The organism is Kitasatospora sp. NPDC114501 (genome assembly GCF_055633695.1).
Genome location: NZ_JBVKDS010000012.1, coordinates 300,993 through 325,606, shown reverse-complemented (window position 1 = coordinate 325,606; position 24,614 = coordinate 300,993). Strand labels below are relative to the sequence as shown.

At 73.7% G+C, this 24,614-nt stretch carries 20 protein-coding genes; 6 read left to right on the top strand and 14 right to left on the bottom strand.

Translation table 11 applies throughout. The annotated features are described in order from the left end of the window. Nucleotides 1-184: 184 nt before the first annotated feature. Entirely contained in the window at nucleotides 185-3,205 is a 3,021-nt protein-coding gene (locus tag ACZ7RU_RS23850; RefSeq protein ID WP_470342954.1) for an ATP-binding protein, read from the bottom strand. A gap of 310 nt (nucleotides 3,206-3,515) precedes the next feature. On the opposite strand from ACZ7RU_RS23850, the gene ACZ7RU_RS23845 reads away from it, so the two are divergent. The 3 genes from ACZ7RU_RS23845 to ACZ7RU_RS23835 all read left to right on the top strand — a co-directional run bounded on the left by ACZ7RU_RS23845 (nucleotide 3,516) and on the right by ACZ7RU_RS23835 (nucleotide 7,072). Beyond that, a complete protein-coding gene (locus ACZ7RU_RS23845; RefSeq protein ID WP_470342953.1) occupies nucleotides 3,516-4,463 on the top strand; it encodes a terpene synthase family protein in 948 nt (315 codons plus the stop codon). A gap of 471 nt (nucleotides 4,464-4,934) precedes the next feature. Continuing rightward, nucleotides 4,935-6,458 (top strand): acetaldehyde dehydrogenase ExaC, encoded by a 1,524-nt coding sequence (exaC, locus tag ACZ7RU_RS23840; protein WP_470342952.1) that lies wholly within the window; start codon nucleotides 4,935-4,937, stop codon nucleotides 6,456-6,458. Nucleotides 6,459-6,748: 290 nt separating this feature from the next. Then, a complete protein-coding gene (locus ACZ7RU_RS23835; RefSeq protein WP_470342951.1) occupies nucleotides 6,749-7,072 on the top strand; it encodes a nuclear transport factor 2-like protein in 324 nt (107 codons plus the stop codon). A 26-nt stretch (nucleotides 7,073-7,098) separates the two neighbouring features. Here the strand turns inward: ACZ7RU_RS23835 and ACZ7RU_RS23830 are convergent, their stop codons facing one another. After that, on the bottom strand, nucleotides 7,099-8,322 hold the full coding sequence (locus tag ACZ7RU_RS23830) for a serine hydrolase domain-containing protein (RefSeq protein ID WP_470342950.1): 1,224 nt from the start codon (nucleotides 8,320-8,322) through the stop codon (nucleotides 7,099-7,101). 111 nt (nucleotides 8,323-8,433) lie between these two features. Here ACZ7RU_RS23830 and ACZ7RU_RS23825 point away from each other — a divergent pair, with 111 nt between their 5' ends. The 3 genes from ACZ7RU_RS23825 (at nucleotide 8,434) to ACZ7RU_RS23815 (ending at nucleotide 12,035) form a co-directional block, all read left to right on the top strand. Next, nucleotides 8,434-8,943: an NUDIX hydrolase gene (locus ACZ7RU_RS23825; RefSeq protein WP_470342949.1), complete on the top strand. Its 510-nt coding sequence runs from the start codon at nucleotides 8,434-8,436 to the stop codon at nucleotides 8,941-8,943. A 120-nt stretch (nucleotides 8,944-9,063) separates the two neighbouring features. Then, entirely contained in the window at nucleotides 9,064-9,915 is an 852-nt protein-coding gene (locus tag ACZ7RU_RS23820) for a TetR/AcrR family transcriptional regulator (RefSeq protein WP_470342948.1), read from the top strand. Nucleotides 9,916-10,133: 218 nt separating this feature from the next. Further along, complete coding sequence (locus ACZ7RU_RS23815; RefSeq protein WP_470342947.1) at nucleotides 10,134-12,035, top strand: hypothetical protein; 1,902 nt, start codon at nucleotides 10,134-10,136, stop codon at nucleotides 12,033-12,035. A 135-nt stretch (nucleotides 12,036-12,170) separates the two neighbouring features. Here ACZ7RU_RS23815 and ACZ7RU_RS23810 read toward each other — a convergent pair whose 3' ends face one another. From ACZ7RU_RS23810 to ACZ7RU_RS23755, 12 genes are all read right to left on the bottom strand, one after another. Next, nucleotides 12,171-13,196, bottom strand: a complete 1,026-nt coding sequence (locus ACZ7RU_RS23810) for a TetR/AcrR family transcriptional regulator C-terminal domain-containing protein (RefSeq protein WP_470342946.1) — start codon at nucleotides 13,194-13,196, stop codon at nucleotides 12,171-12,173. 132 nt (nucleotides 13,197-13,328) lie between these two features. After that, nucleotides 13,329-14,057: a spermidine synthase family protein gene (locus ACZ7RU_RS23805; RefSeq protein WP_470342945.1), complete on the bottom strand. Its 729-nt coding sequence runs from the start codon at nucleotides 14,055-14,057 to the stop codon at nucleotides 13,329-13,331. Nucleotides 14,058-14,182: 125 nt separating this feature from the next. Then, the gene (locus ACZ7RU_RS23800; RefSeq protein ID WP_470342984.1) at nucleotides 14,183-15,265 is read right to left on the bottom strand and encodes a YeiH family protein; all 1,083 of its coding nucleotides are present in this window, start codon (nucleotides 15,263-15,265) and stop codon (nucleotides 14,183-14,185) included. A 58-nt stretch (nucleotides 15,266-15,323) separates the two neighbouring features. Then, the gene (locus ACZ7RU_RS23795; protein WP_470342944.1) at nucleotides 15,324-15,905 is read right to left on the bottom strand and encodes a cysteine dioxygenase family protein; all 582 of its coding nucleotides are present in this window, start codon (nucleotides 15,903-15,905) and stop codon (nucleotides 15,324-15,326) included. Nucleotides 15,906-16,050: 145 nt separating this feature from the next. Then, nucleotides 16,051-16,956, bottom strand: a complete 906-nt coding sequence (locus tag ACZ7RU_RS23790; RefSeq protein ID WP_470342943.1) for a LysR family transcriptional regulator — start codon at nucleotides 16,954-16,956, stop codon at nucleotides 16,051-16,053. A 152-nt stretch (nucleotides 16,957-17,108) separates the two neighbouring features. Next, entirely contained in the window at nucleotides 17,109-17,978 is an 870-nt protein-coding gene (locus tag ACZ7RU_RS23785; RefSeq protein ID WP_470342942.1) for an amino acid ABC transporter permease, read from the bottom strand. Continuing rightward, nucleotides 17,975-18,619, bottom strand: a complete 645-nt coding sequence (locus tag ACZ7RU_RS23780) for an amino acid ABC transporter permease (protein WP_470342941.1) — start codon at nucleotides 18,617-18,619, stop codon at nucleotides 17,975-17,977. Before ACZ7RU_RS23780 ends, ACZ7RU_RS23785 begins: the two co-directional genes overlap by 4 nt. 12 nt (nucleotides 18,620-18,631) lie before the next feature. Further along, nucleotides 18,632-19,531 (bottom strand): glutamate ABC transporter substrate-binding protein, encoded by a 900-nt coding sequence (locus ACZ7RU_RS23775; RefSeq protein WP_470342983.1) that lies wholly within the window; start codon nucleotides 19,529-19,531, stop codon nucleotides 18,632-18,634. 96 nt (nucleotides 19,532-19,627) lie between these two features. Further along, nucleotides 19,628-20,356, bottom strand: coding sequence for an amino acid ABC transporter ATP-binding protein (locus tag ACZ7RU_RS23770; RefSeq protein ID WP_470342982.1), 729 nt, complete (start codon nucleotides 20,354-20,356; stop codon nucleotides 19,628-19,630). 47 nt (nucleotides 20,357-20,403) lie between these two features. Further along, nucleotides 20,404-20,649, bottom strand: coding sequence for a lipopolysaccharide assembly protein LapA domain-containing protein (locus tag ACZ7RU_RS23765; RefSeq protein WP_470342940.1), 246 nt, complete (start codon nucleotides 20,647-20,649; stop codon nucleotides 20,404-20,406). A 124-nt stretch (nucleotides 20,650-20,773) separates the two neighbouring features. Then, nucleotides 20,774-22,546 carry an ABC transporter ATP-binding protein gene (locus ACZ7RU_RS23760; protein WP_470342939.1) on the bottom strand — a complete coding sequence of 591 codons (1,773 nt, stop codon included), beginning with the start codon at nucleotides 22,544-22,546 and terminating at the stop codon, nucleotides 20,774-20,776. A 43-nt stretch (nucleotides 22,547-22,589) separates the two neighbouring features. Beyond that, a complete protein-coding gene (locus tag ACZ7RU_RS23755) occupies nucleotides 22,590-24,365 on the bottom strand; it encodes an ABC transporter transmembrane domain-containing protein (RefSeq protein ID WP_470342938.1) in 1,776 nt (591 codons plus the stop codon). Nucleotides 24,366-24,614 lie beyond the last annotated feature (249 nt).

Here is a 24,614-nt window from a genome sequence, read left to right as displayed (position 1 = left end):
CTAGCGACGGCGGCGGCAGCAGGGGCGCTTCCGCGAACCTGCGCGCCGCCCTCCTCCCCCGGGCGCCCTTCACGACCGCCGAGCGCCCGAGGCCGCACCCGGCGCCCGGCCCTGCACGCCGACGTCTGCCGATGTGCCCGGCATCCGACGCTGCGCCCGGCGACGACAGGCCCAGGAGCCAGGCCTAGTCGTCCAGGTCCTCCGGCGGGCCCGCGTCCTCCCGCTGTTGCTGCTGCGGCAGCCCGAGCGCCGAGGCCAGGCCGTCCGGGCCGCTGCCCGCCTTGCGGTAGACCGCCGCCAGCCGGCGGTTGACCAGGCCGATCGGCACTCCGAGCTCGTCGGCGATCCGCTGCGGCGGCACGCCCTGCACGGCCCGCTTGGCGACCTCCCACTCCGCGCTGCTGAGCGTGTCGATGGTCTCCCCGAAGTCGCGCAGTCCCAGCCGGTTGGGCCGCAGGCCGTAGTTGGCCAGCTCCCGCCGGGCCCGGTCGACCAGCCCCTCCGCGGAACAGTGCTGGGCCAGCTCGATGCCCTGGTACAGGTACTCCTGGGCGTCGTCCAGGCGTCCGACCCGGCGCAGCGCGGCGCCGAGGTCGACCAGTGCGACGGCGTGCTCGTAACCGGCCGGCGACTGCCCGAGGTACGCCACGGCGTCCTCCAGCAGTTCGACCGCCGCCTGGCCGTCCTCGATCCGGGCCTGCAGGCGCAGCGCGCTGCCGATCGCCGAGGCGGTGCCGAAGGCGCGGGCGTCCCGGACCGCCTGCTGGGCGTAGTCGCGGGCGCGCTCGGGCTCGTCGCTCGCGATCGCGATGCCGAGGTGGCCGGCCCAGGGCGCCCAGACGGTGTTGTGCCAGCCCCGCGCCCCCAGTTGGGCGCCGGCCTCGGTGAGCGCGGCGGCCGCGCCCGCGTACTTGTCCTTGGCGACCAGCAGCTTGCCGTACAGCGAGGCCGCGTCCGGCAGCACCATGGCCGTCGAGTGGTACGGCGGGTGGAAGCCGAAGTCGTTGGCCAGGTCCCAGGCCTCGTCGACCCGGCCGCGGGCGATCAGGGTGTCGACCAGCACGCCGATCGCGTCCCAGGCCAGCGGCAGCTTGTCCCCGATCCGCTGGGAGATGCGGTACGCCCGGCGCAGGAAGTCCTCGGCCTCGGCCAGCAGGCCGCGGCGGAACCGGGCCAGGCCCATCAGGAAGTAGGCGAAGCCCCGGTGGGCGCCGCTCCAACCGGCGATCTCGAACTGGATGATGGCGTCCGCGGCCAGCCGTTCGGCCTGGGCGATGCGGTCGTTGTAGATGTACGTCAGGCCGAGCATCGAGGGCAGTTCGAAGCCCCAGGTGGTGTCGGTCCAGCCGAGGCCCTTGGGCAGTCGGCCGCCGTCCAGGACCTCGTCGGCGAGCGCGAGCGCGTCGGCGGAGGGGGCCCCGCGCAGGGTGAGGTCCCAGGCGCGCATGGCGAGCACGGCCCGGTCGGCCGCCTCCCGCCCGCGCAGGCTCCGGCACATCTCGCCGAGCCGGGCGGAGCGGCCGGGGCCGTCCTCCTCGGACTTGCGGAAGGCGTGCCACATGAACGAGGCCGCCTGGAGCCGCTGGCGCCCGGCCGGGTCGGCCGTCTCCCGGGCCGCTTTCTCGCAGACCAGGGCGGCCTGGCCCAGTTCTCCGCTGTGGGCGAGCACCTCGGAGAGCCGGAAGGTGGCGTCCACGCGCAGTTCGGGGCGCAGCGGCACCTCGTCGGGGTCGAGGGCCAGCTTGAGCTGGTTGACGGTGGCCACCGGGTCGGTGAGCAGGGCGGAGCAGCCGAGTTCGTACAGCACCTCGGCCTTGACCTCGTCGGCGGGCGGTTCGTTGAGCGCGCGGTGCAGACAGCGCTGGGCGGCTTCGGGGGCGCCGATCAGCTGGTGTTCGACGGCGGCGCGGCGCAGCTTCTTGACGATCCGGTCGTCGCCCTCGCCGGAGTGGGTCTCGACCAGGTGGCGCGAGGCGGCGAGCAGGCCGAGTCCGGCGTTCTCGATCTCGGCCGCGGCGATGCCGTGCATGCCGAGGCGGGTGGCGTCCGGCATGGTGTTGTAGATGGAGCTGGCGATCAGCGGGTGGACGAACTCCAGGTTCCCGTTGGGGCTCTGGGTCAGCACGCGCTGCTTGCGCAGCTGCTTGATGGAGTCGCGGGCGCCCTCGGTGCTCTGGGTGGAGATCCGGGTGGCGAGGTCGACCCGGATGTCGGTGCCCAGCATCGCGCAGGCCCAGGCGAAGCGCAGGGTGCTGGCGCCGAGCCGGTCCAGCCAGCTCTTGAGGGTCATCCCGGTGGCGTCGACGGCGAGTTCGCGCAGCTGCCGGGAGTTCTCCTCGACCGGTTCGAGCTCCTGGTCGCGGACCTGGTCGAGCAGGGCGTTGGCCTCGAACGGGTTGCCGTTGACGACGTTCCAGAACTCGTAGCAGAAGGCGTCCTCGGCCTTGTCGCCGAGTTCGGCGCGGATCATGTCGGTGACGGAGCTGAGGGTGAGCCGGTTGAGTTCGTGCTTGCGGCCCTTGAGGAGGAGGACGTCCCGGCGGAATTCGTGGGTCTCGGTGGGCCAGTCGTTCTCGTCCTCGCGGAAGGCGAAGACGAGCAGGACGGGAAGTTCACTCGATCGGATGGCGAACTTGGTCAGCCAGGAGAGTGACTCCCCGTCCGCCCAGTGCAGGTCGTCGACGATCATCACCATCGGCGCGCGGCGGGGTGCGAGCTGGGTGATGACGTAGTCGAGGCCGTCGCGCACGCCCTGCGGGTCGAGGCGGCGGGCTCCGGCCTTGGGCTGCTTGAGGCCCATGGCCGGTCCGACGACCTCCTCCCAGGTACCCATGACCTGGCTGAACACCTCGGGCCGGAGGTCGCTCAGTACGGGCTGGAGCAGCTGGCGCAGGACGTGGTACGGCTCCTTGAACTGCCGTTCACCGCCTCGGGCGAACAGCACGGTGGCGCCGTCGCGGAGCTTGGCGAGCCGCCGGACCTCGTGGAGCAGGCTGGTCTTGCCGATGCCGGGGCGACCGGAGAAGGTGAGCAGGTCACCGATCTCGGTGCCGCCGGCGGCGAATCCGCGGCAGAGCCGGTCGACGGCGGCCTCCACCGAGCGCAGTTCGGCGTCGCGATCGCGCAGCCGGACCCGGGGCGCGGTGCCGTCGCCGTCCCGGACGGAACCAGAACCCGCCCGAATTGCGTTCTCCTGCTCGGTCACCGTCGCGCCTCCGCCTCGCCCACTCGCGTCACAGCTCCATCACTGCGTGGAGCCGAGGGTAGCGCCGCTCGGGCCTCCCCGTGGGGCATTCGTGCAGGCTGGGGCGGACGGTGAGGGTTTGGAGGGCCTGCCACGGGCAATTGCCTTACATCCCTAACGTCCGATCATTACATCAGATACCCTACGGCCTTCGAGGCGCAGATGATCTTGCGAAAACCACCGCCCCCGTTCGCGTCTCGCCGCGTCAACTCCCCCCACCGACAGTGCTCGAACAAAAAGCGCCCCCACCCTCCGCTGCACCGGGAGTCCGATGTCTGACGACACCTCACTTCAGATTCCGTTCCCGCACCGCCGCAGTCCGCACGGACCGCGCGCCACCGCACTGCACAGAGACTGGCTGATCCGCCACCCGCTGCTGCCCGACGCCGACCACCCCGGCTACGCGCACTGGGAGGTGGTGGACCTCGCCGCGCTCGGCTACCCGGACGCCGGCCCGGACGAACTCGCCCTGGCCGCCGACCTGATGGGGTTCTACTTCCTCTTCGACGACCAGTTCGACGGCCCGCTCGGCCGCTGCCCCACCGAGGTCGCTCCGATCTGCGAACGCCTGATCGCCGTCCTGCACGGCGCCCGCCCCGACCAGGGATCCGCGGTCGAGACCGCGTTCGCCGACCTGTGGAACCGCAGCGTGCAGGGCATGCCGGCCCGCTGGCAGGCCCGCGCCGCCTACAACTGGGAGTACTACCTGGCCAGTCACCCGGCCGAGGCGGCCGGGCGGATCTCCACCCGGCCGCCGGACCGGGACGGCTACCTGGAGCTCCGTCGGGGCACCGCGGCGATGGAGACCATCTTCGACATGGTCGAACGCCTGGGCCAGTTCGAGGTCCCGGCCGCCGTGCTGCACCACCCGGTGCTGCGCCAACTCCGCCAGCTGGCCGCCGACATACCGTCACTCAGCAACGACGTGCGCTCCTACCCGCTGGAGGCACCGCGCGGGGACGTGAACAACCTGGTCATGATCGTCCAGCGGGAGCGGCGCTGCTCGGCCGAGGAGGCCTGCGCGGCGGTCATCGCCGAGGCCCAGCTGATGGTCGACCGGTGCGCCGAGCTGCGCGACCGACTCCCGGACGTCCACCGCGAGTTGGGCCTCTCCCGGATCGAACGGACGATCGCCGAGCGGTACGCGGACGGGCTGCTCACCTGGCTGGCCGGCTACCTCAGCTGGGAAGCCCGCACCGGCCGCTACCACGCGGTCTGACCGGAGCGCGCCCGGATCCGCGCGCCCGGGCGCGCGGTGGCGCGCCCGGAGAGTGCTGCCCCGGCCACGCGGCGGCGTGCGGCGGCACGCCGCCGGGCGGATCCGGCCGACGCACGTCAGCGTGCGGCGGCACGCCGCGGGAACGCGGCGGGAACGCGCGCCCCGCAGGGATCCGGTCCGGGGCACCCGCGGTAGTCGACCGGGACACCCGCGGCGGTCCGCTCCGGGCGTCCGGCGGCGCGCCCCCGAGACGGCGGGAAAGGCACCCTCCGTACGAGGACGGCGTACGGACCGTAGCCGCGCCCGGCGCCCGACGGCTATCGTGCTCGGCGGCGGGCGCCCCCACGGGCGCCGGTCCGATTGCGTGTCCGACCCCTCCCGCCGGCCCACCCCCTGACCGGGCGGTCCGGCGCGCCGCCCGTGGCCCCGGCCGTACCGGGTGGCGCCCGACGCAGCGAGGAGACACCGAGCATGACGGTCTACCAGCCCCCCGGCACCCCCGGCAGCATCGTCGCCTACCGCTCCCGGTACGAGCACTGGATCGGCGGCGGATGGACGCCCCCGGTGCGCGGCGAGTACTTCGGCAACCCGACCCCGGTCACCGGCGAGGTGTTCACCGAGGTCGCCCGCGGCACCGCCGAGGACATCGAGGCCGCCCTGGACGCGGCCCACGCCGCCGCCCCCGCCTGGGGCCGCACCTCCGCCGCCGAGCGGGCGCAGGTCCTGCTGCGGATCGCCGACCGGATCGAGGCCAACCTGGAGCAACTGGCCGTCGCGGAGAGCTGGGAGAACGGCAAGCCGGTGCGCGAGACGCTGGCCGCCGACCTCCCGCTCGCCGTCGACCACCTGCGCTACTTCGCCGGTGCGCTGCGCGCCCAGGAGGGCGGCATCTCCCAGCTGGACGAGGACACCGTGGCGTACCACTTCCACGAGCCGCTGGGCGTGGTCGGCCAGATCATCCCGTGGAACTTCCCGATCCTGATGGCGGTCTGGAAGCTCGCCCCGGCGCTCGCGGCCGGCAACGCGGTGGTGCTCAAGCCCGCCGAGCAGACCCCGGCCTCGGTGCTGCTGCTCGCCGAGCTGACCGCCGACCTGCTGCCGCCCGGCGTGGTCAACATCGTCACCGGCTTCGGCGAGGAGGCCGGCGCCCCGCTCGCCGCCAGCCCCCGGGTCCGCAAGCTCTCCTTCACCGGCGAGACCACCACCGGCCGGCTGATCGCCCGCGCGGCGGCCGACAACCTGATCCCGGTCACCCTGGAGCTCGGCGGCAAGAGCCCCAACCTGTTCTTCGCGGACGTCGCCGCCGCCCCGGACGCCTTCTACGACAAGGCCGTCGAGGGCTTCGCGATGTTCGCCCTCAACCAGGGCGAGGTCTGCACCTGCCCCAGCCGCGCGCTGATCGACTCCGCGGTCTACGAGCGGCTGCTCGCCGACGGCCTGGAGCGGGTGCGGGCGATGCGCCAGGGCGACCCGCTGGACACCGAGACCCAGATCGGCGCCCAGGCCAGTGTCGAGCAGCTGAAGAAGATCCTCTCCTACTTCGAGATCGGCCGGGACGAGGGCGCCAAGGTCCTGGTGGGCGGCGAGCGGGCCGACCTCGGCGGCGCGCTGGCCGGCGGGTACTACGTGACGCCGACGGTCTTCGAGGGCGACAACTCGATGCGGGTCTTCCAGGAGGAGATCTTCGGCCCGGTCGTCTCGGTCACCCGCTTCGACGGCTTCGACCAGGCCGTCGCCCTCGCCAACGACACCCAGTACGGGCTCGGCGCGGGCGTCTGGACCCGGGACCTGAACACCGCCCACCGGGCCGGACGCGCCATCCAGGCCGGCCGGGTCTGGACGAACTGCTACCACGCCTATCCGGCACACGCGGCCTTCGGCGGCTACAAGAACTCCGGCATCGGGCGGGAGAACCACAAGTCGCTGCTGGAGCACTACCAGCAGACCAAGAACCTGCTGGTCAGCTACTCGCCCGACGCGGTCGGCTTCTTCTAGGCCCGGCTCCGGGCGGCTGCTCCGGGCCCCGGCTGCGGGCGGCTGCCCCGGGCTCCGACTCCAGGCCCGGCTCCGGGCCTGCTCCAGGCGCTGAAAGCGGAGCGGGAGGCCCACCCGGACCTCCCGCTCCTCGCCACTCCCCGTGGCGGGCTCCGGGGCGATTCGCCTGTTCCAGGGATCAAAGCACATGAATGCGGCCAATTCGCCGACGCGCCGCCGACATGCCCGGACGGCCCGCGCGAAAGCCGTAGACAGGACTCCCCGACCCTCACCTCATCCGGGAGTCCCGCGTGACCATCGCCCCCGCGAAACTCAGCGACCCGACCGTCCGCACCTTCGTCACCGCGATCAACGCGGGCGACCGCGAGGCCTTTTTCGCGCTGCTCACCCCGGACGCGACGATGTCCGACGACGGTTCCGAGCGCGACCTGGCGGACTGGGTCGACCGGGAGATCTTCGGCCCGAACGGCCGGATCGCCGTCCAGACCGAGTCGAACGGCGGCCACGGGCTGGTCGCCGAGTTCACCAACGACACCTGGGGCACGATGCGCACCACCTGGCGCTTCACCGTCGACGGCGGGAGGATCAGCCGCTTCGAGACCGGCCAGGCCTGAACTGTTCGAGACCGGCCGGGCCCGAGCTACCGGTCCAGGCCCAGGCACCCCCGCACCGCGCGGATCAGGTTCCGCGAGCGGATGTCCCCGGTGACGCCCGGCTGCATGCCGTTGGTGACGTAGCCGAAGCCCAGCCCGAGATCGGGGTCGGCGAAGCCCAGCGAACCGCCCCGGCCCGGGTGGCCGAAGCTCGCCGGGGACGCCATCGGCGCGGTCGGGCCGTGCCGCCAGAAGCCCAGGCCGAAGGTGGAGTTGACGATCAGCACCCGGTCCGGCCCGCTCACCGCCGGCTCGACCGCGCGCGCCAGCACCTCGGGGCCGAGCAGCGGCGGCAGCAGCGCGCCGGAGCCGTCCGGGCGGTCGGCCGCGCCGATCAGCGCCGCGTAGAACCGGGCCAGCGACCTGGCGGTGCCGATGCCACCGCCACCGGGGATCTCGGAGGCCTGCACCGCCGGGTCGTTGAGGTCCACACTGGGGCGCACCGAGGCGAAGGACCGGGCGGTCAGCGAGGCCGGGTCCTGGTAGGCGTCCCGGACGGCCTGCTTGGGTCGCAGCCGCAGCCCGTTCGGGCCGGTCCTGGCGGCCTCCGGGGCCGGCAGGTCGACCAGCTTGCCGACCCGGGACGCCGCGCCGGCTGGCAGCCCGATCCAGAGGTCCAGCCCGAGCGGCCGGGCGACCTCCTCGGCGAAGTACTGGCCTATCGTCCGGTCGCTCACCCGCCGCACCACCTCACCGACCAACCAGCCGAAGGTGTACGGGTGGTAGCCGTGCCCGGTGCCGGGTTCCCAGGCCGGCGCCTGGGCCGCGACGGCGGCCGCCGCCCGCTCCCAGGTGAGCACGTCCTCCAGCCGCAGCGGCACGTCCAGCGCGGGCACCCCGGCCTGGTGCGACAGCAGCCAGCTCACCGGCATCCGGCCCTTGCCGGCCGCCGCGAACTCCGGCCAGTAGGAGGCCGCCGGGGCGTCCAGGTCGAGCAGGCCGCGTTCGGCCAGCAGCAGCGCGGTGGTCGCGGTCAGGCCCTTGGTGACCGAGCGCAGCACCTGCGCGGTGTCCGCCGTCCACGGCACCGCGGGCGCCGGCCGGCCGCCGACCTCCGGCCGGGCGTCGCCGCCCCAGAGGTCGACCACCTTGCGGCCGCGCACGTACAGGGCGAAGGCCGCGCCGAGTTCGCCGTAGTCGGTGAAGTTCCGTGCGAAGGCCGCCCGCACGGGCTCGAACCCTTGGGCCGTCTCGCCCCAGATCTCCACCACTGCGCGCCGTCCTCGACCAGTTCCGCTTCGTCTCGTGCCACTCGTGTTCGCCATCGATCTTCTTCGATCGAATCCGTTCGAACCAAGCCCCGAAACCCTAACCTGTCCCCCATGACCAACCCTGCCGAGGAACTGCTGGACATCGTCGACGAGCACGACCGCGTGGTCGGGACCGCCCTGCGCGGCGAGGTGTACCGGCGCGGACTCACCCACCGCTGCGTCTTCATCCTGGTCCGCGACCCGGCCGGGCGGATCTTCGTCCACCGCCGCACCGACACCAAGCTGTTCGCCCCCGGCGCGTACGACATGTTCGTCGGCGGCGTGGTCGGCTCGGGCGAGACCTATCCCGAGGCCGCCGTCCGCGAGGCCGAGGAGGAGCTCGGCGTCCACGGCATCGCCCCGCGCCCCCTGTTCAAGTTCCTCTTCGAGCAGGACCGGCTCTCCTGGTGGTGCGACCTGTACGAGGCCGAGTGGGACGGCCCGGTCTCCCCCCAGGAGTCCGAGGTCGCCTGGCACGCCTGGCTCACCCCCGCCGAACTCGCCGACCGCCTCACCCGCGACACCTTCGTCCCCGACGGCCTCGAGGCCTACCGCCGTTACCTGGCCCTCCGGTCCGGGTAGGCCCCTCCCCCGCCGATCACTCCGGGGTCCGCGACCTCGGGCTTCGCGGCCCGCCGCGGCCCGGGCCGCGGCGGGCCCCTGGCTCCACCGGAGGGCCCCCGACGAACTAGGGTGGCGCGCATGGCCTCCCGTACGCCGCCTTCGACGGCCGACCGCGCAGCACGGACCCCCGCATCCGCCCGGGCGGCGGGCGAGAAGCCGCGGCGGCGGCTGAGCGTGGACGAGCGGCGGGAGCAACTGATCGCCGTGGCGCTGGAGCTGTTCAGCCGGCGGCCGCCGGAGGAGGTGTCGATCGACGACATCGCCGCCGCCGCGGGCGCCTCCCGGCCGCTGGTGTACCACTACTTCCCCGGCAAGCAGGCGCTGTACGAGGAATCGCTGCGGCGGGCCGGGCAGGAGCTGTCGGCCCGGTTCGAGGAGCCCCTGGAGGGGCCGCTCTCGGAGCGGATGCACCGGGTGATGGGCCGCTACCTGGACTTCGTGCAGAGCCACGGGCCGGGCTTCGCCGCGCTGCTGCGCGGCGGCTCGGTGGCGGCCAGCGCGGACACCACGGCGGTGATCGACGAGGTACGTCGGGCCGCCCAGGAGCAGATCCTGACCCACCTGGCGATCCCCGCGCCGAGCATCGGGCTGCGGCTGACCGTCCGGGCCTGGATCGCCAACGCCGAGATCACCTCGCTGGAGTGGCTGGCCGACCGCTCGGTACCGCTGGAGGAGCTCCAGCTGCACCTGGTGCAGGAGTTCGTCGCGGCGCTCACCCTCACCGCCGCCCGTGAGCCGGCCCTCGCCACCGAACTGGCCTCCTTCCTGGCCGACGAGCACCCGGACGGCCCGACCGGACGCCTGGTGCGGGACTTCGCGGGGCTGTTCGCCGTACCGGGGATCGTCGAGGCGGTCACCGCGCTCGCCGCCGGCGAGCCTTCCGGCGGGTCCGCGCAGGCCGCCGGGGCCGCCGGGGCCGCTGCCGAGTGACCAGGGCGGTCGACGGGGCGGTCACCGAGCGGTCGTCCGAGCGCCGCCGAAGTCATCGCCGTGGCAGGCGTCCGAGTGATCATCGGGTGATCCTGCGGTTCGGCCAGGACGGTGGGCTCTGATAGGAATGAGCCGGGATCTGACGGTACGCCGCCGCGGCCGGGCCGGTCCCACCCGAACCACCGACGGCAGACGGAGCAGAGCGGGGGGCTCACCAGGTGACCCAGGACGTCCAGTTCAGCGTGGAGGCCAACCCCTTCGCGGCAGCGGAGCAGGTCTGCGCGACCCTCGGCACCCTCACCGACGCCCTCTTCGACGAGCACACCTCGCGGCACCCGGCGGCCTCGCTGAGCGCCCTGCGGGCGGTCGAACACCCCGCCGCCGAGGAGCTGTTCAGCCTGCCGCTGGCCCCCAACGGCCCGGTGCACACCGCGCTCGACCGGCTCGGCACGGTGACCACCGCGGGCACCGCCCGACCGGGCACCGGCGCGCGGCTCACCGACCGGGTGGTCGCCGCGCTCCAGGCCCGGTACGGCGGCGGCGCGGTGCGCGGTGCCATCGCCGACCGGGGCACCACGTCGGCCGCGCTGTTCCAGCTCCCGGTCACCGGCGAGTTCGCCGACGCCAAGCTGCGTCCGCCGTTCGCCCCCGCGCTGGCCGCGCTGGCGGCCGGGCAACAGACCCGGCAGCCGGTCGAACTGCCCACCGGCGCGGGCGCCGAGGTCCGGCTGGTCGTGCCGCCCGGGTTCCACGCGCTGACCTCCCCGGGCGGTCCGCCCGGCGTCTCCGCCCGTGCCGTGCCCCCGCTGCCCGAGGGCGCGGGGCAGGGCGACGGCGCCGCCCCGGCGACCGTGGCGGCCGCCGAGGAGCTGTCCCGGCACCTGGCCGAGGTCGCCGAGGAACTGTTCAGCGCCACCGGCCCGGAGCCGCGGCGCGACTTCGCGGTGGTCTCCGCCACCCTGTCCGACCTGATCCGCGACGCGGGCGTCGTGTACGCCGGGGTCTGCGCCCTGGAACAGGACGACCGCGCCTCGGACGCCGCCCTCGTCGTCTCGCTCGCCCGGCACCCGCTGCCGATCACCGCGCTCGCCACCGAACTGGCCACCGTCCGGCGGCACGCCGAGGTGTGGACCGTCCTGCTGCCGGCCGGGCCGGCCGCCGTCCTGGTCGAGGGCCGGACCGTCCCGGTGCCCGGGCCGCTGGCCGCCGACGGGCAGCGGCGCTGGGTGGTCACCTCGGCCGTCCAGGCCTTCGTACCGCTGCCGGACGGCGGGACGGTGCTGTGCGCCCAGCTCTGCACGGCGCGGCCGGAGGACTGGGAGCTGTACACCGAGGCGTTCGCGGAGCTGCTGAAGAGCATCCAGTTCGGCTGGGACGGCGTGCCGGCCCCGGGCACCGCCGCGACCGCCGTTCCGGTCGCCCCGCCGAGCACCGTCCCGGCCCAGGCCCCCGCTCCGGCCCCGACTCCGCCTCCCGCGCCGACGCAGGCTCCGGCCGCCGTCGAGGAGGACCCGGAGGAGGTGCCGGTGCACCTGCGCGGCACTCCGGTACGGATACCGCCCGCCGACTTCAACCCCTTCGCCCCGGTCGCCGAGGTCCCCGCCGCCGAGGTGCCCGCCGCCGGTGGGGACGACACGGTGCCGGACGCCGCGGACGGCCCCAAGGGCACCCCGGTGATGGTCCCGCCGCCGGACTTCAACCCCTTCTCCATGGAGGGCATCCCGGACGTACCGGGCGACGTGCCCGCGGCCCAGCCCGCCGCGGCCGCTCCGGTCGCCGACCCGTTCGGCACCACGGTCGCGGCCGAGCAGAAGGCCGACCCGTTCGGCACCACCCTGCCCGCGCAGGGCCCGGCCGTCCCGCCGCCGCCCTCGACCCCGCCCGCCATCCCGGCCCAGGCCCCGGCCCCGGCCCCGGCCGTCGCAGCGGAAGCGGCGGCGCAGGGTTCGGAGCAGCAGGGGGACGCGCAGGAGCCGGCCCCGGTCAAGGGCACGCCGGTGATGGTCCCGCCGCCGGACTTCAACCCCTTCTCCATGGAGGGCATCCCGGACCTGCCGGCGGACGAGCCGGAGTCGGCGGACGAAGCGGAGGCCGAGCCGGCGACCCGCCCGTTCGGCTGAGCCGGAGTCGGGGAGCAGCTGACGTACCGAGGCGGCGGCGAACATATGACAGATGACAGCTGACAGATTTCAGCGAACGAAATCTGAAATCTGTTACCTGTCATCTGTTATCTGTTCGCTGTCAGCTGTCAGCCGTCAGCCGTTCCCTGCCACTTCTTCGCCGCGCCCCGCCGCCCCACCGCCCCGCTGCTCGATCAACAGCCCGATCCCGTCCAGCATCCGCGCCATCCCGAACTCGAACAGCGCCTCCAGACCCAGGTCGATCTCCGGCCCCCGGTTCAGCGCGTCGAACATCGGGAAGCGCTCCGGATCCGCCATCAGCCGCTCGTGGTCCTCGTCCTCCACCCGGTCCATCCACTCCTCCGCGGACAGCCCGCTGTCCTGCTCGGCCTGCGCCTCCCGCTCGAAGTGGACGGCCAGCCCGCACACGAACGCCGCCAGGGCGACGGACGCCTGGGCCATCTCCTCCCAGCTCAGCCCCCGCCCCGCCAGGACGGCGATCGACCGCTCGGTGTGCGCCGCGGCGTCCGGGGCCAGCACCGGCCGGGTGAAGGACATCGTGGAGGCCAGCCACGGGTGCCGCCGGTAGATCCGCCACTGCACGCGCGCGACCGTTTCCAGCCCCTCCCGCCAGTCCGACGGCGGCGGCTCGGGCAGCGGCTGCTCGCCGAACGCCACGTCCATCATGAGCCGCAACAGCTCGTCCTTGCCGGGCACATGACGGTAGAGCGACATCGTCGCGACGCCGAGGTCGGTCGCGACCCGGCGCATCGACAGCGCCGCCAGCCCCTCCTGGTCGGCCACCCGGACGGCCGTCGCCACGATCCGCTCCCGGGTGAGGTCGGGCTCACCGCCCGCCCGGACCCGCCGCGCCACGGTCGGCTCCGACGCCCGCGGCGGCACCCGCTGGGCTTCCCGGGACCGGGCGGCCGCCGGAGCCGGATTCCCGGCCACCACCGTGCCCACCCCGGGGACGGCCCGCACCAGCCCCTCCTCCCGGAGCCGGTTCAGCACCTTGGTCGCGGTGGCCATCGCGACGCCCCACTCCTGGGTGATCCGCCGGGTGGACGGTACCCGCGCCCCCGGGGCCAACTCCCCTGCCGCGATGCGCCGTCGGAGCTCGGCCGCGATCCGCTCCGAGGGACTCCCGCTCCCAGTCACCAACCCCACCGCCCACTTACCGCTCAACTACCCCAGCGCCGACGGAAGTTGAGACCAATCCAGCCAACGACCGCCCACCGCCGCCGGGTTCGACCGCGATCCGGTCGAACCCGACCCGATCCGGGTCCGCCCTCAGCCCGCCCGCCGGGCCAGGTGCACCACGTCCGGCACCCCCCGGGCCACCGGGACCTCGTGGGTCACCACGTCCGAGAACCCCACCGCCCGCAGCGCCTCCTCGAAGGCCGGCGACGGCTGCGCACTCCACACCGCCAGTACACCGCCCGACCGCAACCGGTGCCACAGCACCGCGAGCCCGTCCGCGCCGTACAGCCCGTCGTTGGACTCGGTGACGGTCCAGTCCGGCCCGTTGTCGATGTCCAGGCACAGCGCGTCGTAGCGCTCGCCGTCCGCCGCCGCGAGGTACTCCAGCAGGTCGGTGTGGAGCACGTCGACCCGCTCGTCGTCCAGCGCACCGCCGGAGAAGGCGCCGAGCGGGCCGGTCCGGTGCCAGTCGATGATCGCGGTCTCCCGCTCGACGACGGCGATCCGCCCCCAGCGCGGCTCGGCCGCCGCGTACGCCAGCGAGAAGCCGACCCCCAGGCCGCCGATCAGCACCGACGGCCGCTCGGCCGGGCCGGCCCCGCCGCCCCGGCCGCCCGTACGGTCCAGCTCGTCCAGCGCCGCCTGGATCAGCAGCCGCTCCGAGCGCCCGTCGGCGGTGTCCATCAGGAAGCAGCCGTTGGCGATGATCTCGAAGTCCTGACCGCGTTGCCGGAGCACCACCTCGCCGTACGGGCCTTCCCGTCGGTCCAGCGTGACGACGGCCTCCTGGCCGTCGCGTTCGGGCAGTGCGGTGATCATCCGTCCTCCATGGCGGACTCGGGCGAACTCGGGCGAACTCGGCTGTGCGGCCACCCCCGTATGGGCGGGCACCCCCGTACGGCCGGGCACCCGCCCGACAATAGCCGAGTCCGCCATCCGGTCCGTCAGGTCGTGACCAGCACCCCCGCGTAGGAGACGCCCGCGACGACCACCCAGGATCCGAGCCCGAGCAGGGCGATCCGCCCGCCGGTACGGGCCATGGTCGGCAGGTGCACCGCACTGCCGAGGCCGAACAGCGCCGCGGCCAGCAACAGTCCCTGGGCGTCCGCGGCCAGGGAGAGCGCCCGCTCGGGCAGCACCCCGGTGGTCCGCACGACGATCATCGCGAGGAACCCCGCCACGAACAGCGGCACGATCGGCGGACGGCTGCCGGTCTTCACCGGCTTCCCGCCCGGCACCGCACCCGCCCCCGCACCCGCACCCGCGGCCCCCGCCGGAACCCCCACCGGTACCTCCGCCGAAGCCTCCAGCCGAGCCGCCCGCAGGTTCCGCCGCACCGCCACCGCCACCCCCGCGACCAGCGGCGCCAGCAGCACCACGCGCATCAGCTTGACCAGCACCGCCTCCCGCAGCGCCCCGGCCCCGCCGGTCTGCGCGGTGGCGACCACCTGCCCGACGTCGTGCACGCTCGCCCCGACCCAGCGCCCGAACTCCAGCTCGCCGAGCCCCAGCGGCTGCTGGAGCAGCGGCAGCACGGCGATCGCCAGCGTCCCGCACAGGGTGACCAGCGCCACCGAGGCCGCGACGTCCTCCTCCTCGCTGCCCGCCGCCTGGCTGACCGCGCCGATCGCCGAGGCCCCGCAGATCGAGTAGCCGGTGGCGACCAGCAGCGGCTGGTCCCCGGGCAGGCCGAGCCGCCGCCCCAGCCAGAGCGTGCCCGCGAAGGTGGCCGCGACCACCGCGAGCACCATGGCGACGGTGGCCCAGCCGAGGCCGAGCACGTCGTCCAGGCTGAGCTTGAGCCCGAGCAGGACGATCCCGAGCCGCATCAGCCGCTTCCCGGCCGTGGACAGCCCCGGCCGGGCGATCCCGCGGACCACCGGGCGCAGCCCGGGCAGGTGGGCCGCCACCATGCCGAGCACGACGGCGGCCGTGAGCTCGGGCACGGCCGGCACCAGAGCGTGGACGCCGAACGCGGCGGCCACCCCGAGGGCCGCGAGCAGCAGCCCGGGGGCGTCCCCGGGCATCGGGGGCAGGGAGCGGGTACGGGCGGCGCGGTGCCGGAGGGTCAGTGCCACGCCGCGCTCACTGCTGCCGGTCGGCGGGCAGCCGGTAGACCCGCCGGATGCTGGTGCCGAGCCGCGAGACGTCCGCGCCGTAGACGTGGATGGAGATCGCCGTGCTGCTACAGGAGTTGCGCACCAGGTGGATGTCGCCGGGCGGGGCGAAGGCGGCGACGGTGCCGGCCGGGCCGACCACGTGCTCGGTCTCGACCAGCCGGGCGGTGGGGCCGTCGGAGACCAGCCGGTAGCGGGTCTCGCTCTCCTGCCCCTGGTGGACGCCGGCCACGCACCACGAGACGTGGTCGTGGATCGGGGTCTGCTGCCCGGGCAGCCAGACCAGGGCGACGACGGAGAAGCTGCCGTCCTCCTCGGCGTGCAGGACGTGCTGGCGGTAGCGCTGGGGGTCGCCCTCGCGATGGACGGGGGCGAGCAGCGCGTCGGGCCCGTCCTGGTCCGCGTGCAGGTACGGGGCGAGGCGCTCGCCGACCAGGTAGGCGGTGAGCTCCGGCGGGAGCCCGCGGTCCACGACGGCGCGGATCTCACTGATCAGCGCGGTCATCCGCTCGGTGAGCCGGTCGCTGCCGACCGTGGCTGAGAGTGTCATTCCATCAGGTTCGGACCTACCGACCTATCAGGTCCAAGGAGGGTTCGTAAGCAACCTCCCCACTAACGCTTATAGGTCAGCGCCAGAGGCCGGCCCTCATCGGTCAGCGGTCAGCGGTCAGCGGTCGACGGTCAGCGGTCGTCGGTCAGCACCCGACCCGGCTCGCCGCCGCCTGCCGCAGGTGGTCCAGCACCAGCCCGGTGGCCGGGATCCGGCGGTGCTCGCTCAGCACGTACGCGCTCACCTGCCGCCGCAGGTGCGGTTCGGCGGCCCGCCCGGTGACCTTGCGGTGGCACATGAAGGAGAGCACCAGCGCCGGCATCAGCGCGATCCCGACCCCGGCGGCGACCAGCGACTGCACCGCGAGGTTGTCGTCCGTGGAGAACACGATGTCCGGCGCGAAGCCCTCCTCCGCGCAGACGTGCAGCAGGTTGGCCCGGCAGCGCGGACAGCCCGCGATCCAGCGTTCGCCGCCGAGGTCGGCCAGCCGGACGGCGTGCCGCCGGCCGAGCGGGTGCCCGACCGGCAGCAGCACCGTGAGCAGGTCCTCCATCAGCGGGATCTCGTCCAGGCCCTCCGGCACCTCGGTGGTCCCGCCCGGGTAGCGGAAGGCCAGCGCGATGTCGCACTCCCCGCGCAGCAACCGCTGGACGGAGTCCGGCGGCTCGGCCTCCAGCAGCTCGACCCGCACGCCGGGGTGCTCGGCCAGCAACCGGGCCATCGCCTGGGGGATCAGGGTGGCGTTGGCGCTGGGGAAGGCGCAGACCCGCACCCGTCCGGCGCGCAGCCGGGCGAGCGCGGCGAGCTGCTGCTGGGCGGCGGACATGCTGCCGAGGATCAGCTCGGCGTGCCGGGAGAGCGCCTCACCGGCCTCGGTGAGGCGCAGTCCGCGCCCCGCCCGGGTGAAGAGCGGGACGCCGACGGTGCGTTCGAGCGCCTTCATCTGCTGGGTGATGGCGGGCTGGGTGTAGCCGAGCTCGCGGGCGGCGGCCGAGTAGGAGCCGGCCCGGACCACCTCGTGGAACGTCCTGATGTGCCGCGAATCGAACACCGGTTCCATGATCCCTCCCGTCGGCACACCCTCGACAGCCCGGCGCCGACTCCGCGTCGGCCCCGCCCGGGCGCCCGAGAATCATAAGAGGAATTTGGAGGTACCGACCCCGACCCCACCCGCACCTATGGTTCAGCCTCGAACCGTCCTTCTCATCCCTGCGCCGACGGCGGCAGTCCCATCGACACCCCGGCCTCGGCCACCGGCGCCCCGCCGCGCACGCTCGGGCTGCGCCGGCTGCGCCACTCCACGAAGCGGGCGAGCCAGGAGAGCAGCAGACACATGCCGATGTAGATCGGCGCGATCACGATCACCACCGGGATGAACGGCAGGTCGTAGTCCAGGTTGGTGGCGATCAGCTTGCCCGCGTGCAGGAACTCCTCGTAGGTGATCAGGAAGCCCAGCGAGGTGTCCTTGAGCGCGACCACCAGCTGGCTGATGATGGCCGGCAGCATCGCCCGGACGGCCTGCGGCACCAGGACGTACGTCATCACCTGGGTCTTGCGCATGCCCAGCGCGTACGCCGCCTCCCGCTGCCCCTTGGGCACCGCGAGCACGCCGGCCCGGAACACCTCGGCCAGCACCGAGCCGTTGTAGAACACCAGCCCGGCCACCAGCGCCCAGAGCGGCTGCACCTTGAGCGCGACGAAGATGAAGAAGATCATCACCAGCAGCGGCATGGCCCGGAAGAACTCCACCACCAGCGTGGCGAGCCAGCGCACCACCCGGTGGTCGGAGAGCCGCCCGGCCGCGAACAGCGCGCCGAAGGGCAGCGCGAACAGCACCGCCCAGCCGAAGGCCTTCAGCGTGTTGCCGAGCCCGCGCAGCAGCAGGTCCTGCACGCCCCGGTACTCGAAGGGCTGCCACTTGGCGTACGTGAACTGGTGGGTGTGGAACAGCATGTAGATCACCCAGCCGATCAGCGCCGCGATCAGCAGCAGCGCGATCCCGCCGTACAGCCGGTGCCGGGAGAGCGCCTTCGGGCCGGGGATGTCGTACAGCGCCGAGGATTCAACGGTCATCGGGACACCGCCACTCGTCGTTCCAGCAGGTTGAAGACGGCGCTGAGGGCCAGGGTGATGATCAGGTAGCCGACGGCGATCCAGACGAAGGTCCAGATGATGCTGTAGCCGAGTTCGTTGATGGTCCGGTAGGTGCCCAGCAGCTCGGTGACGCTGAACGACCCGGCGATCGCGGTGTTCTTCGCCAGCGCGATCATCACACTGCCGAGCGGCGCCACCACCGAGCGGTACGCCTGCGGCAGCACCACCAGGCTCATCGTCTGCCCGAAGCTCATGCCGAGGCTGCGGGCCGCCTCGCCCTGCCCGGTCGGCACCGTGTTGATGCCCGAGCGCATCGACTCGCAGACGAAGGCCGAGGTGTAGCAGCCGAGCGCGAGCACGGCGAAGGTGTAGAAGGGCAGCGTGATGTCGAACCGGGGCAGGCCCAGCACCACGATGAAGAACAGCAGGGTCAGCGGCGTGTTGCGCAGCACCGTCACCCAGAGGGTGCCGAACACCCGCAGCGGCTTCACCGGCGAGACCCGGAAGCCCGCGATCAGCACGCCCAGCACCAGCGACAGCACGGCGCTCACCGCGAACAGCGAGAGCGTGCCGAGGAAGCCGTCCCAGTAGGTCGACCAGTTGTCGGTCAGCGTTTTCACGGCGCGGCCCTCTCAGTACCGGTCGATCTGCGGCGGGGTCGGCGCCGGCTCCCCGGAGAGGCCGAGGGTCGCCTCGAAGGCCTTCTGCCAGTCGCCGTTCCGGATGTGGTGCTCCAGTGCGTCGTTGATCGCACCGCGCAGCACGGTGTCGTTCTTCGGCACCCCGATCCCGTACGGCTCGGTCGAGAACAGCGGGCCGACCACCTTGAGCTCGTCCGGCGCCTTGGCCGCGAAGCCGAGCAGGATCGCGTTGTCCGTGGTCACCGCGTCGACCTGGCCGGTGATCAGGTTGTCCACGCAGGCCGAGTAGGTGTCGTAGCCGATCAACTTGGCCTTCGGGTACTTCGACTGGATGCGCTGGTACGGCGTCGATCCGGCCGCCGAGCAGACCTTCTTGCCGTCCAGGTCCCCCGGGCCGTGGATGGTGGTGTTGTTCTTGCGCACCAGCAGCGACTGCCCGGCGACGAAGTACGGGCCGGCGAAGCCGACCAGCTTCTTCCGGTTGTCGTTGATGGTGTAGGTGCCGACGTAGTAGTCCACCTGGCCGTTCTGCAGGGCGGTCTCGCGGTTGGCCGAGGCGATGGTCTTGAACTGGATCCGGTCCGGCGGGAAGCCCAGCGAGGCGCCCACCATCCTGGCGATCTCGATGTCGAAGCCGGAGTACTCGCCGGTGGCCGGGTTCTTCTGGCCCAGGTACGGCTGGTCCTCCTTGGCGCCGACCACCAGGTGGCCCCGGCTGCGGGCGGCGTCCAGGGTCGGCGAGCCGGTGATCGCGGCGGCGTCCTGCACCTGGTAGGCGGGCAGGGCGCTGGGCTGCGGGCCCTTGGGCGGCGGCGTGCCGGGCTTGCCGCAGCCCGCCGCCAGCGCGGTGAGCAGCAGGGCGGTGGCGAGCAGTCGCCTCCCCGCCCGCACGACCGTCCGCGCCCCGGGCCGCGCCCCGGTCTTCGTCACGGGTACCGGCCCGGGCCTCGCCAGGGACGTCGTCGTCTCAGGGTTCACGGCGCCGCCTCAGTGCTTCAGGATCTTGGACAGGAAGTCCTTGGCGCGATCGCTCTCGGGGGCGCTGAAGAAGTCCTCCGGAGCGCGGTCCTCGACGATCCGGCCGTCGGCCATGAACACCACCCGGTTCGCGGAGGCCCGGGCGAAGCCCATCTCGTGGGTGACCACGACCATCGTCATGCCCTCGCTCGCGAGCTGGCGCATGACGTCCAGCACCTCGTTGATCATCTCCGGGTCGAGCGCCGAGGTGGGCTCGTCGAACAGCAGCGCCTTGGGCTCCATCGCCAGCGCGCGGGCGATCGCGACCCGCTGCTGCTGACCGCCGGAGAGCTGCGCCGGGTACTTGGCGGCCTGGTCGGCCAGGCCCACCCGCTCCAGCAGGGCGCGGGACTTGGCGTCCGCCTCCGCCCTGGGCCGGCCGCGCACCTTGATCTGCGCCAGCGAGACGTTCTGCAGCACGGTCTTGTGCGCGAACAGGTTGAAGGACTGGAACACCATGCCGACCTCGGCGCGAAGCCTGGCCAGGCCCTTGCCCTCCGCCGGCAGCGGCTGGCCGTCGATCAGGATGCTGCCGTTCTCGATCGGCTCCAGCCGGTTGATCGCCCGGCACAGGGTGGACTTGCCGGAGCCGGACGGGCCGATGACCACGACGACCTCACCGCGCCCCACCGTCAGCTCGATGTCCCGCAGCACGTGCAGGTCCCCGAAGTGCTTGTTGACCCCGCGCACCTCGATCAGCGGGGTGAAGGGCGAGGCGCCGGTCGGCGCCGGCCCGGGGGCGGTGGTCACCTGTCGCGCCGTCCCTTCAGCAGCCAGCCCAGGACGGCGCCCGCGATCAGCGTGGCCAGCAGCGCGATCCAGAGCGGCGCGGTGACGGTGAAGACCCAGAACTGGATCTTGACCTTGTCGAGGTTGGCGAACAGGAACCACACGGCGAGGACGACGATGGCGCCGATCCCGATGTAGCGCGTGGGAATCCCGCCGATCTCACCGCGCGAGGAGCGGGACGAACCGTCTGAAATCTTGGTCACCGGAGCAGTCTGCGGGCCGAAAGGCCGTTTTGCCCGGTTACGCGCCCTTCCGGGCCAGGGAGTAACCCGTACGGGGTAATCGGCCCCCGTACGGGTTTGAGACCTCCGCGGCGCGGGCGGTCCACTACCCCTCGTCCCGCCAGGACCGCCAGAGCGCCGCGTACGGGCCGCCCGCCGCGACCAGGTCCGGGTGGCTGCCGTACTCGCTGATCCGCCCGCCCTCGACCACCGCGATCACGTCCGCGTCGTGCGCGGTGTGCAGCCGGTGGGCGATGGCGATGACCGTCCGGCCCTCCAGCACCCGGGACAGCGAGCGCTCCAGGTGGCGGGCGGCCCGCGGGTCCAGCAGCGAGGTGGCCTCGTCCAGCACCAGGGTGTGCGGGTCGGCCAGCACCAGCCGGGCCAGCGCCAGCTGCTGGGCCTGCGGCGGCGTCAGCGAGGTGCCGCCGGAGCCGACCTCGGTGTCCAGGCCCTCCGACAGGGCGTCCACCCAGCCCCCGGCGTCCACCGCGTCCAGCGCGGCCCGCAGCTCGGTGTCGTCCGCGCCGGGCGCGGCCAGCCTCAGGTTGTCCCGCAGCGTGCCGACGAAGACGTGGTGCTCCTGGTTCACCAGGGCGACCTCCGCGCGCACCCGCTCGGCCGGCATCCGCGCCAGCGCCGCCCCGCCGAGGGTCACGCTGCCGCGGCCGGGGGTGTAGATCCCGGCCAGCAGCCGGCCGAGGGTGGACTTGCCCGCGCCGGACGGACCGACCAGCGCGACCCGGCTGCCCGGGGCGACGTCCAGGCTGATCCCGTGCAGCACGTCGGCGCCCTCGCGGTAGCCGAACCGGACGTCCTTCGCCTCCACCCGACGGCCGTCCGGCCGGGCGGACTCGTCGCCCTCGTGCTCGGGCACCTCGCGCACGCCGACCAGCCGGGCCAGCGAGGCCTGGCCGATCTGCAGCTCGTCGTACCAGCGCAGGATCAGGTCCACCGGGCCGGTCAGCATCTGCGCGTAGAGCACGCCGGTGGTCAACTGGCCCACGGTGATCCAGCCCTGGACGGTGAACAGCCCGCCGAGCACCATGGTGGCGAGCACCGCCGCGGTGTAGACCGCGTCGATGGTCGGGAACCAGACCGAGCGCAGCCACAGTGTGTACCGCTCCCAGGCCAGCCACTCGCGCAGCTTGCGGTCGGTCAGCCGGACCCGCTGGTCGCCCAGCCGCAGCGCCTCGACCGTCCGCCCGGCGTCCACCGTCTCGGCCAGCGCGTTGCTCACCGCCGCGTACCCGGCCGACTCGCTGCGGTAGGACTGCGGCGCGCGCCGGAAGTACCAGCGGGAGCTGACCAGCAGCAGCGGCAGCCCGACCAGCGAGGTCAGCGCGAGCAGCGGCGAGGTGACCAGCAGCGCACCGAGCACCAGCAGCAACGACACCACGGCGACGGCGAGTTCGGGGACCGCCTCGCGCACCGACTTGTCCAGCCGGTCGACGTCGGTGGTGCCCCGGGAGACCAGGTCCCCGGTGCCGGCCCGCTCCAGCACACCGGTCGGCAGGGCCACCGAGCGGACCAGGAAGTCCTCGCGCAGGTCGGCCAGCACCCGCTCGCCGAGCACCGCGCCGCGCATCCGCGACCAGCCGGTGAACGCCGCCTGCGCCACCAGTGCCAGCAGGTACCAGGCGACCGCCACCGCGATGGTGGACCCGGCGGTGCCGGTGGCCAGCGACTCGACCAGGCGGCCGAGCACCCAGGGGCCGACCAGCCCGGCCACCGTGGCCGTCGAGTGCAGTGACACCACCTCGGAGAACCCGGCGCGGTGCCGCCGCGCGAGCAGCAGCAGGTACTCGCGCACGGCGGCCGGGGAGCCGACCGGCAGGGTGGCGGCCGGTTCCCGTTCCTCCTGGACCGGAGGCCTCATGACGTACTCCTCGCGTGCGTGGCAGGGAAGTTGACGGCGGTCCTCATACGGCCTCACCCACCGGACGGGCCGCTTCCCCGTCGCGGGTCACCACGGCCCGGTAGGCCGGCTCGGTCCGCATCAGTTCGCGGTGCCGCCCGGCGGCGGCCACCCGGCCCTCCTGCAGCAGCACCACCCGGTCCGCCCGGTCGAGCAGCAGCGGGCTGGTCGCGAACACCACGGTGGTGCGGCCCGCCCGGACGTCCCGCAGCCCGGAGGCGATCCTCGACTCGGTGTGGGCGTCCACCGCGCTGGTGGGCTCGTCCAGGACCAGCACCGGCGGGTCCGCCAGCAGGGCCCGCGCCAGGGCGAGCCGCTGGCGCTGCCCGCCGGAGAGCGAGCGTCCGCGCTCGGTGATCCGGGCGCGCATCGGGTCTCCCCCGCACTCCGGCGACCCGTCCACCAGGGCCTCCAGCACGTCCTCGGACCGGGCCGCCGCCAGCGCCTCGGCGGCCGGGACCCGCCCCGAGGAGGGGATGTCGAACAGCTCGGCCAGCGTGCCGGAGAGCAGCACCGGCTCCTTGTCGTGGACCAGCACCGCCGCCCTGGCCTCGGCCAGCGCAACCGCGTCCAGCTCCGTGCCGCCGAGCCGCACCGAGGCCTGCGCCCGTTCGCCGTCGGCCAGCGGGACGTGGCCGCCGAGCCGCTCGGCCAGCGCTCCGGCGAAGTCCGGGTCCCCGCAGACCACCGCGGTCAGCTCGCCGGCCCGCGCGGTCAGCCCGCTCGCCGGGTCGTGCAGGTCCGCCTTGTCCGGCCTGGTCAGCGAGGCCTCGGCCGCGCCGACGGTCCGGGTGAGCGAGAGCACCCGCACGGCCCGCCCGGCGGAGACCCGGGCCACGCTCCAGGCGTGCGCCGCCTCGCCCAGGATGCGCAGCGGAGCGGCCAGGAAGGCCGTCGCGCCGTACACCGCGATCAGGGTGCCGACGGCGAGCTCGCCGGAGGCCACCAGCCGGGCGCCGTACCAGGTCACCCCGACCACGAACAGGCCGGGCAGCAGCACCTGCTGCGCCTGCATCAGCGACCAGATCCGGGCCGAGCGGACGGCCGCCGCCCGGACCTTCTGGGAGGCCGCGCGGTACCGCTCCAGGAACAGTTCCTCACCGCCGATGCCGCGCAGCACGCGCAGCCCGGCGACCGTGTCGGCCGCCAGTTCGGTGGCCTTGCCGCCCAGGGTGCGCTGCTGCTCGTAGCGCCGCTCGAACGGCCCGATCAGCGGCCAGACCGAGGCGGCCAGCACCGGGACGCCGAGCAGCACCCCGGTCCCGAGCACCGGATCGACCAGCAGCACCGCCAGGCTGACCGCCAGCCAGACGACCACCGCGGACCGGACCCGGGCGACCAGTTCGACGTACCAGCCGATCCGTTCGACGTCCCCGCTGCCGACCGCGACGACCTCGCCGGTGGCGATCCGGCGGGACAGGCCGGCCCCGAGGTGCGAGGCCTGCCGGGCCACCAACTGCCGCACGTGGGTGGCCGCGTGGATCCAGTTCCAGACGGCCTGACGGTGCGCCAGCACGGTGCCGAGCGCGGCGCCCGCGCCCAGCAGGACCAGGAGCCCGCCGGCCCGCCAGATCCCGCCGGCATCACCGTCCACGGCGGCCTGCACGCCGAAGCCGAGCGGCACCGGCAGGGCGGCCTGGCACCCCATCTCGATCAGCGTCCAGACGGTGGCGAGCAGCTGCCCGCGCCGCTGGCTGCGCTGGAGCCAGCGCAGGAAGGCCAGGGGTGAGGAGAGGTCGGGACTGCCGGGATCGGCCAGCGGCAGGGGGGTGAGCAGCATGACACTCCGATACGGGCGGTGCGCGGGTGCGGGAGGGCGGGCGCACAGGGGTACGGGGGAGCTACGGGAGTACGGGGGAACAGGGCGCACGGAACGCCTCGACGACGTGCGCACAGCACGGGCGGAAGCCGAACGGCGGGACGGCGGCGGGACGGCCCGAGCCGACGGGCGAAGGACGCGCGGCGCGTCAGCACGGCGGCGGCGCGGCTTCGGTGACGCGTCCGGAGAGATACCGGACGGGGATGGGAC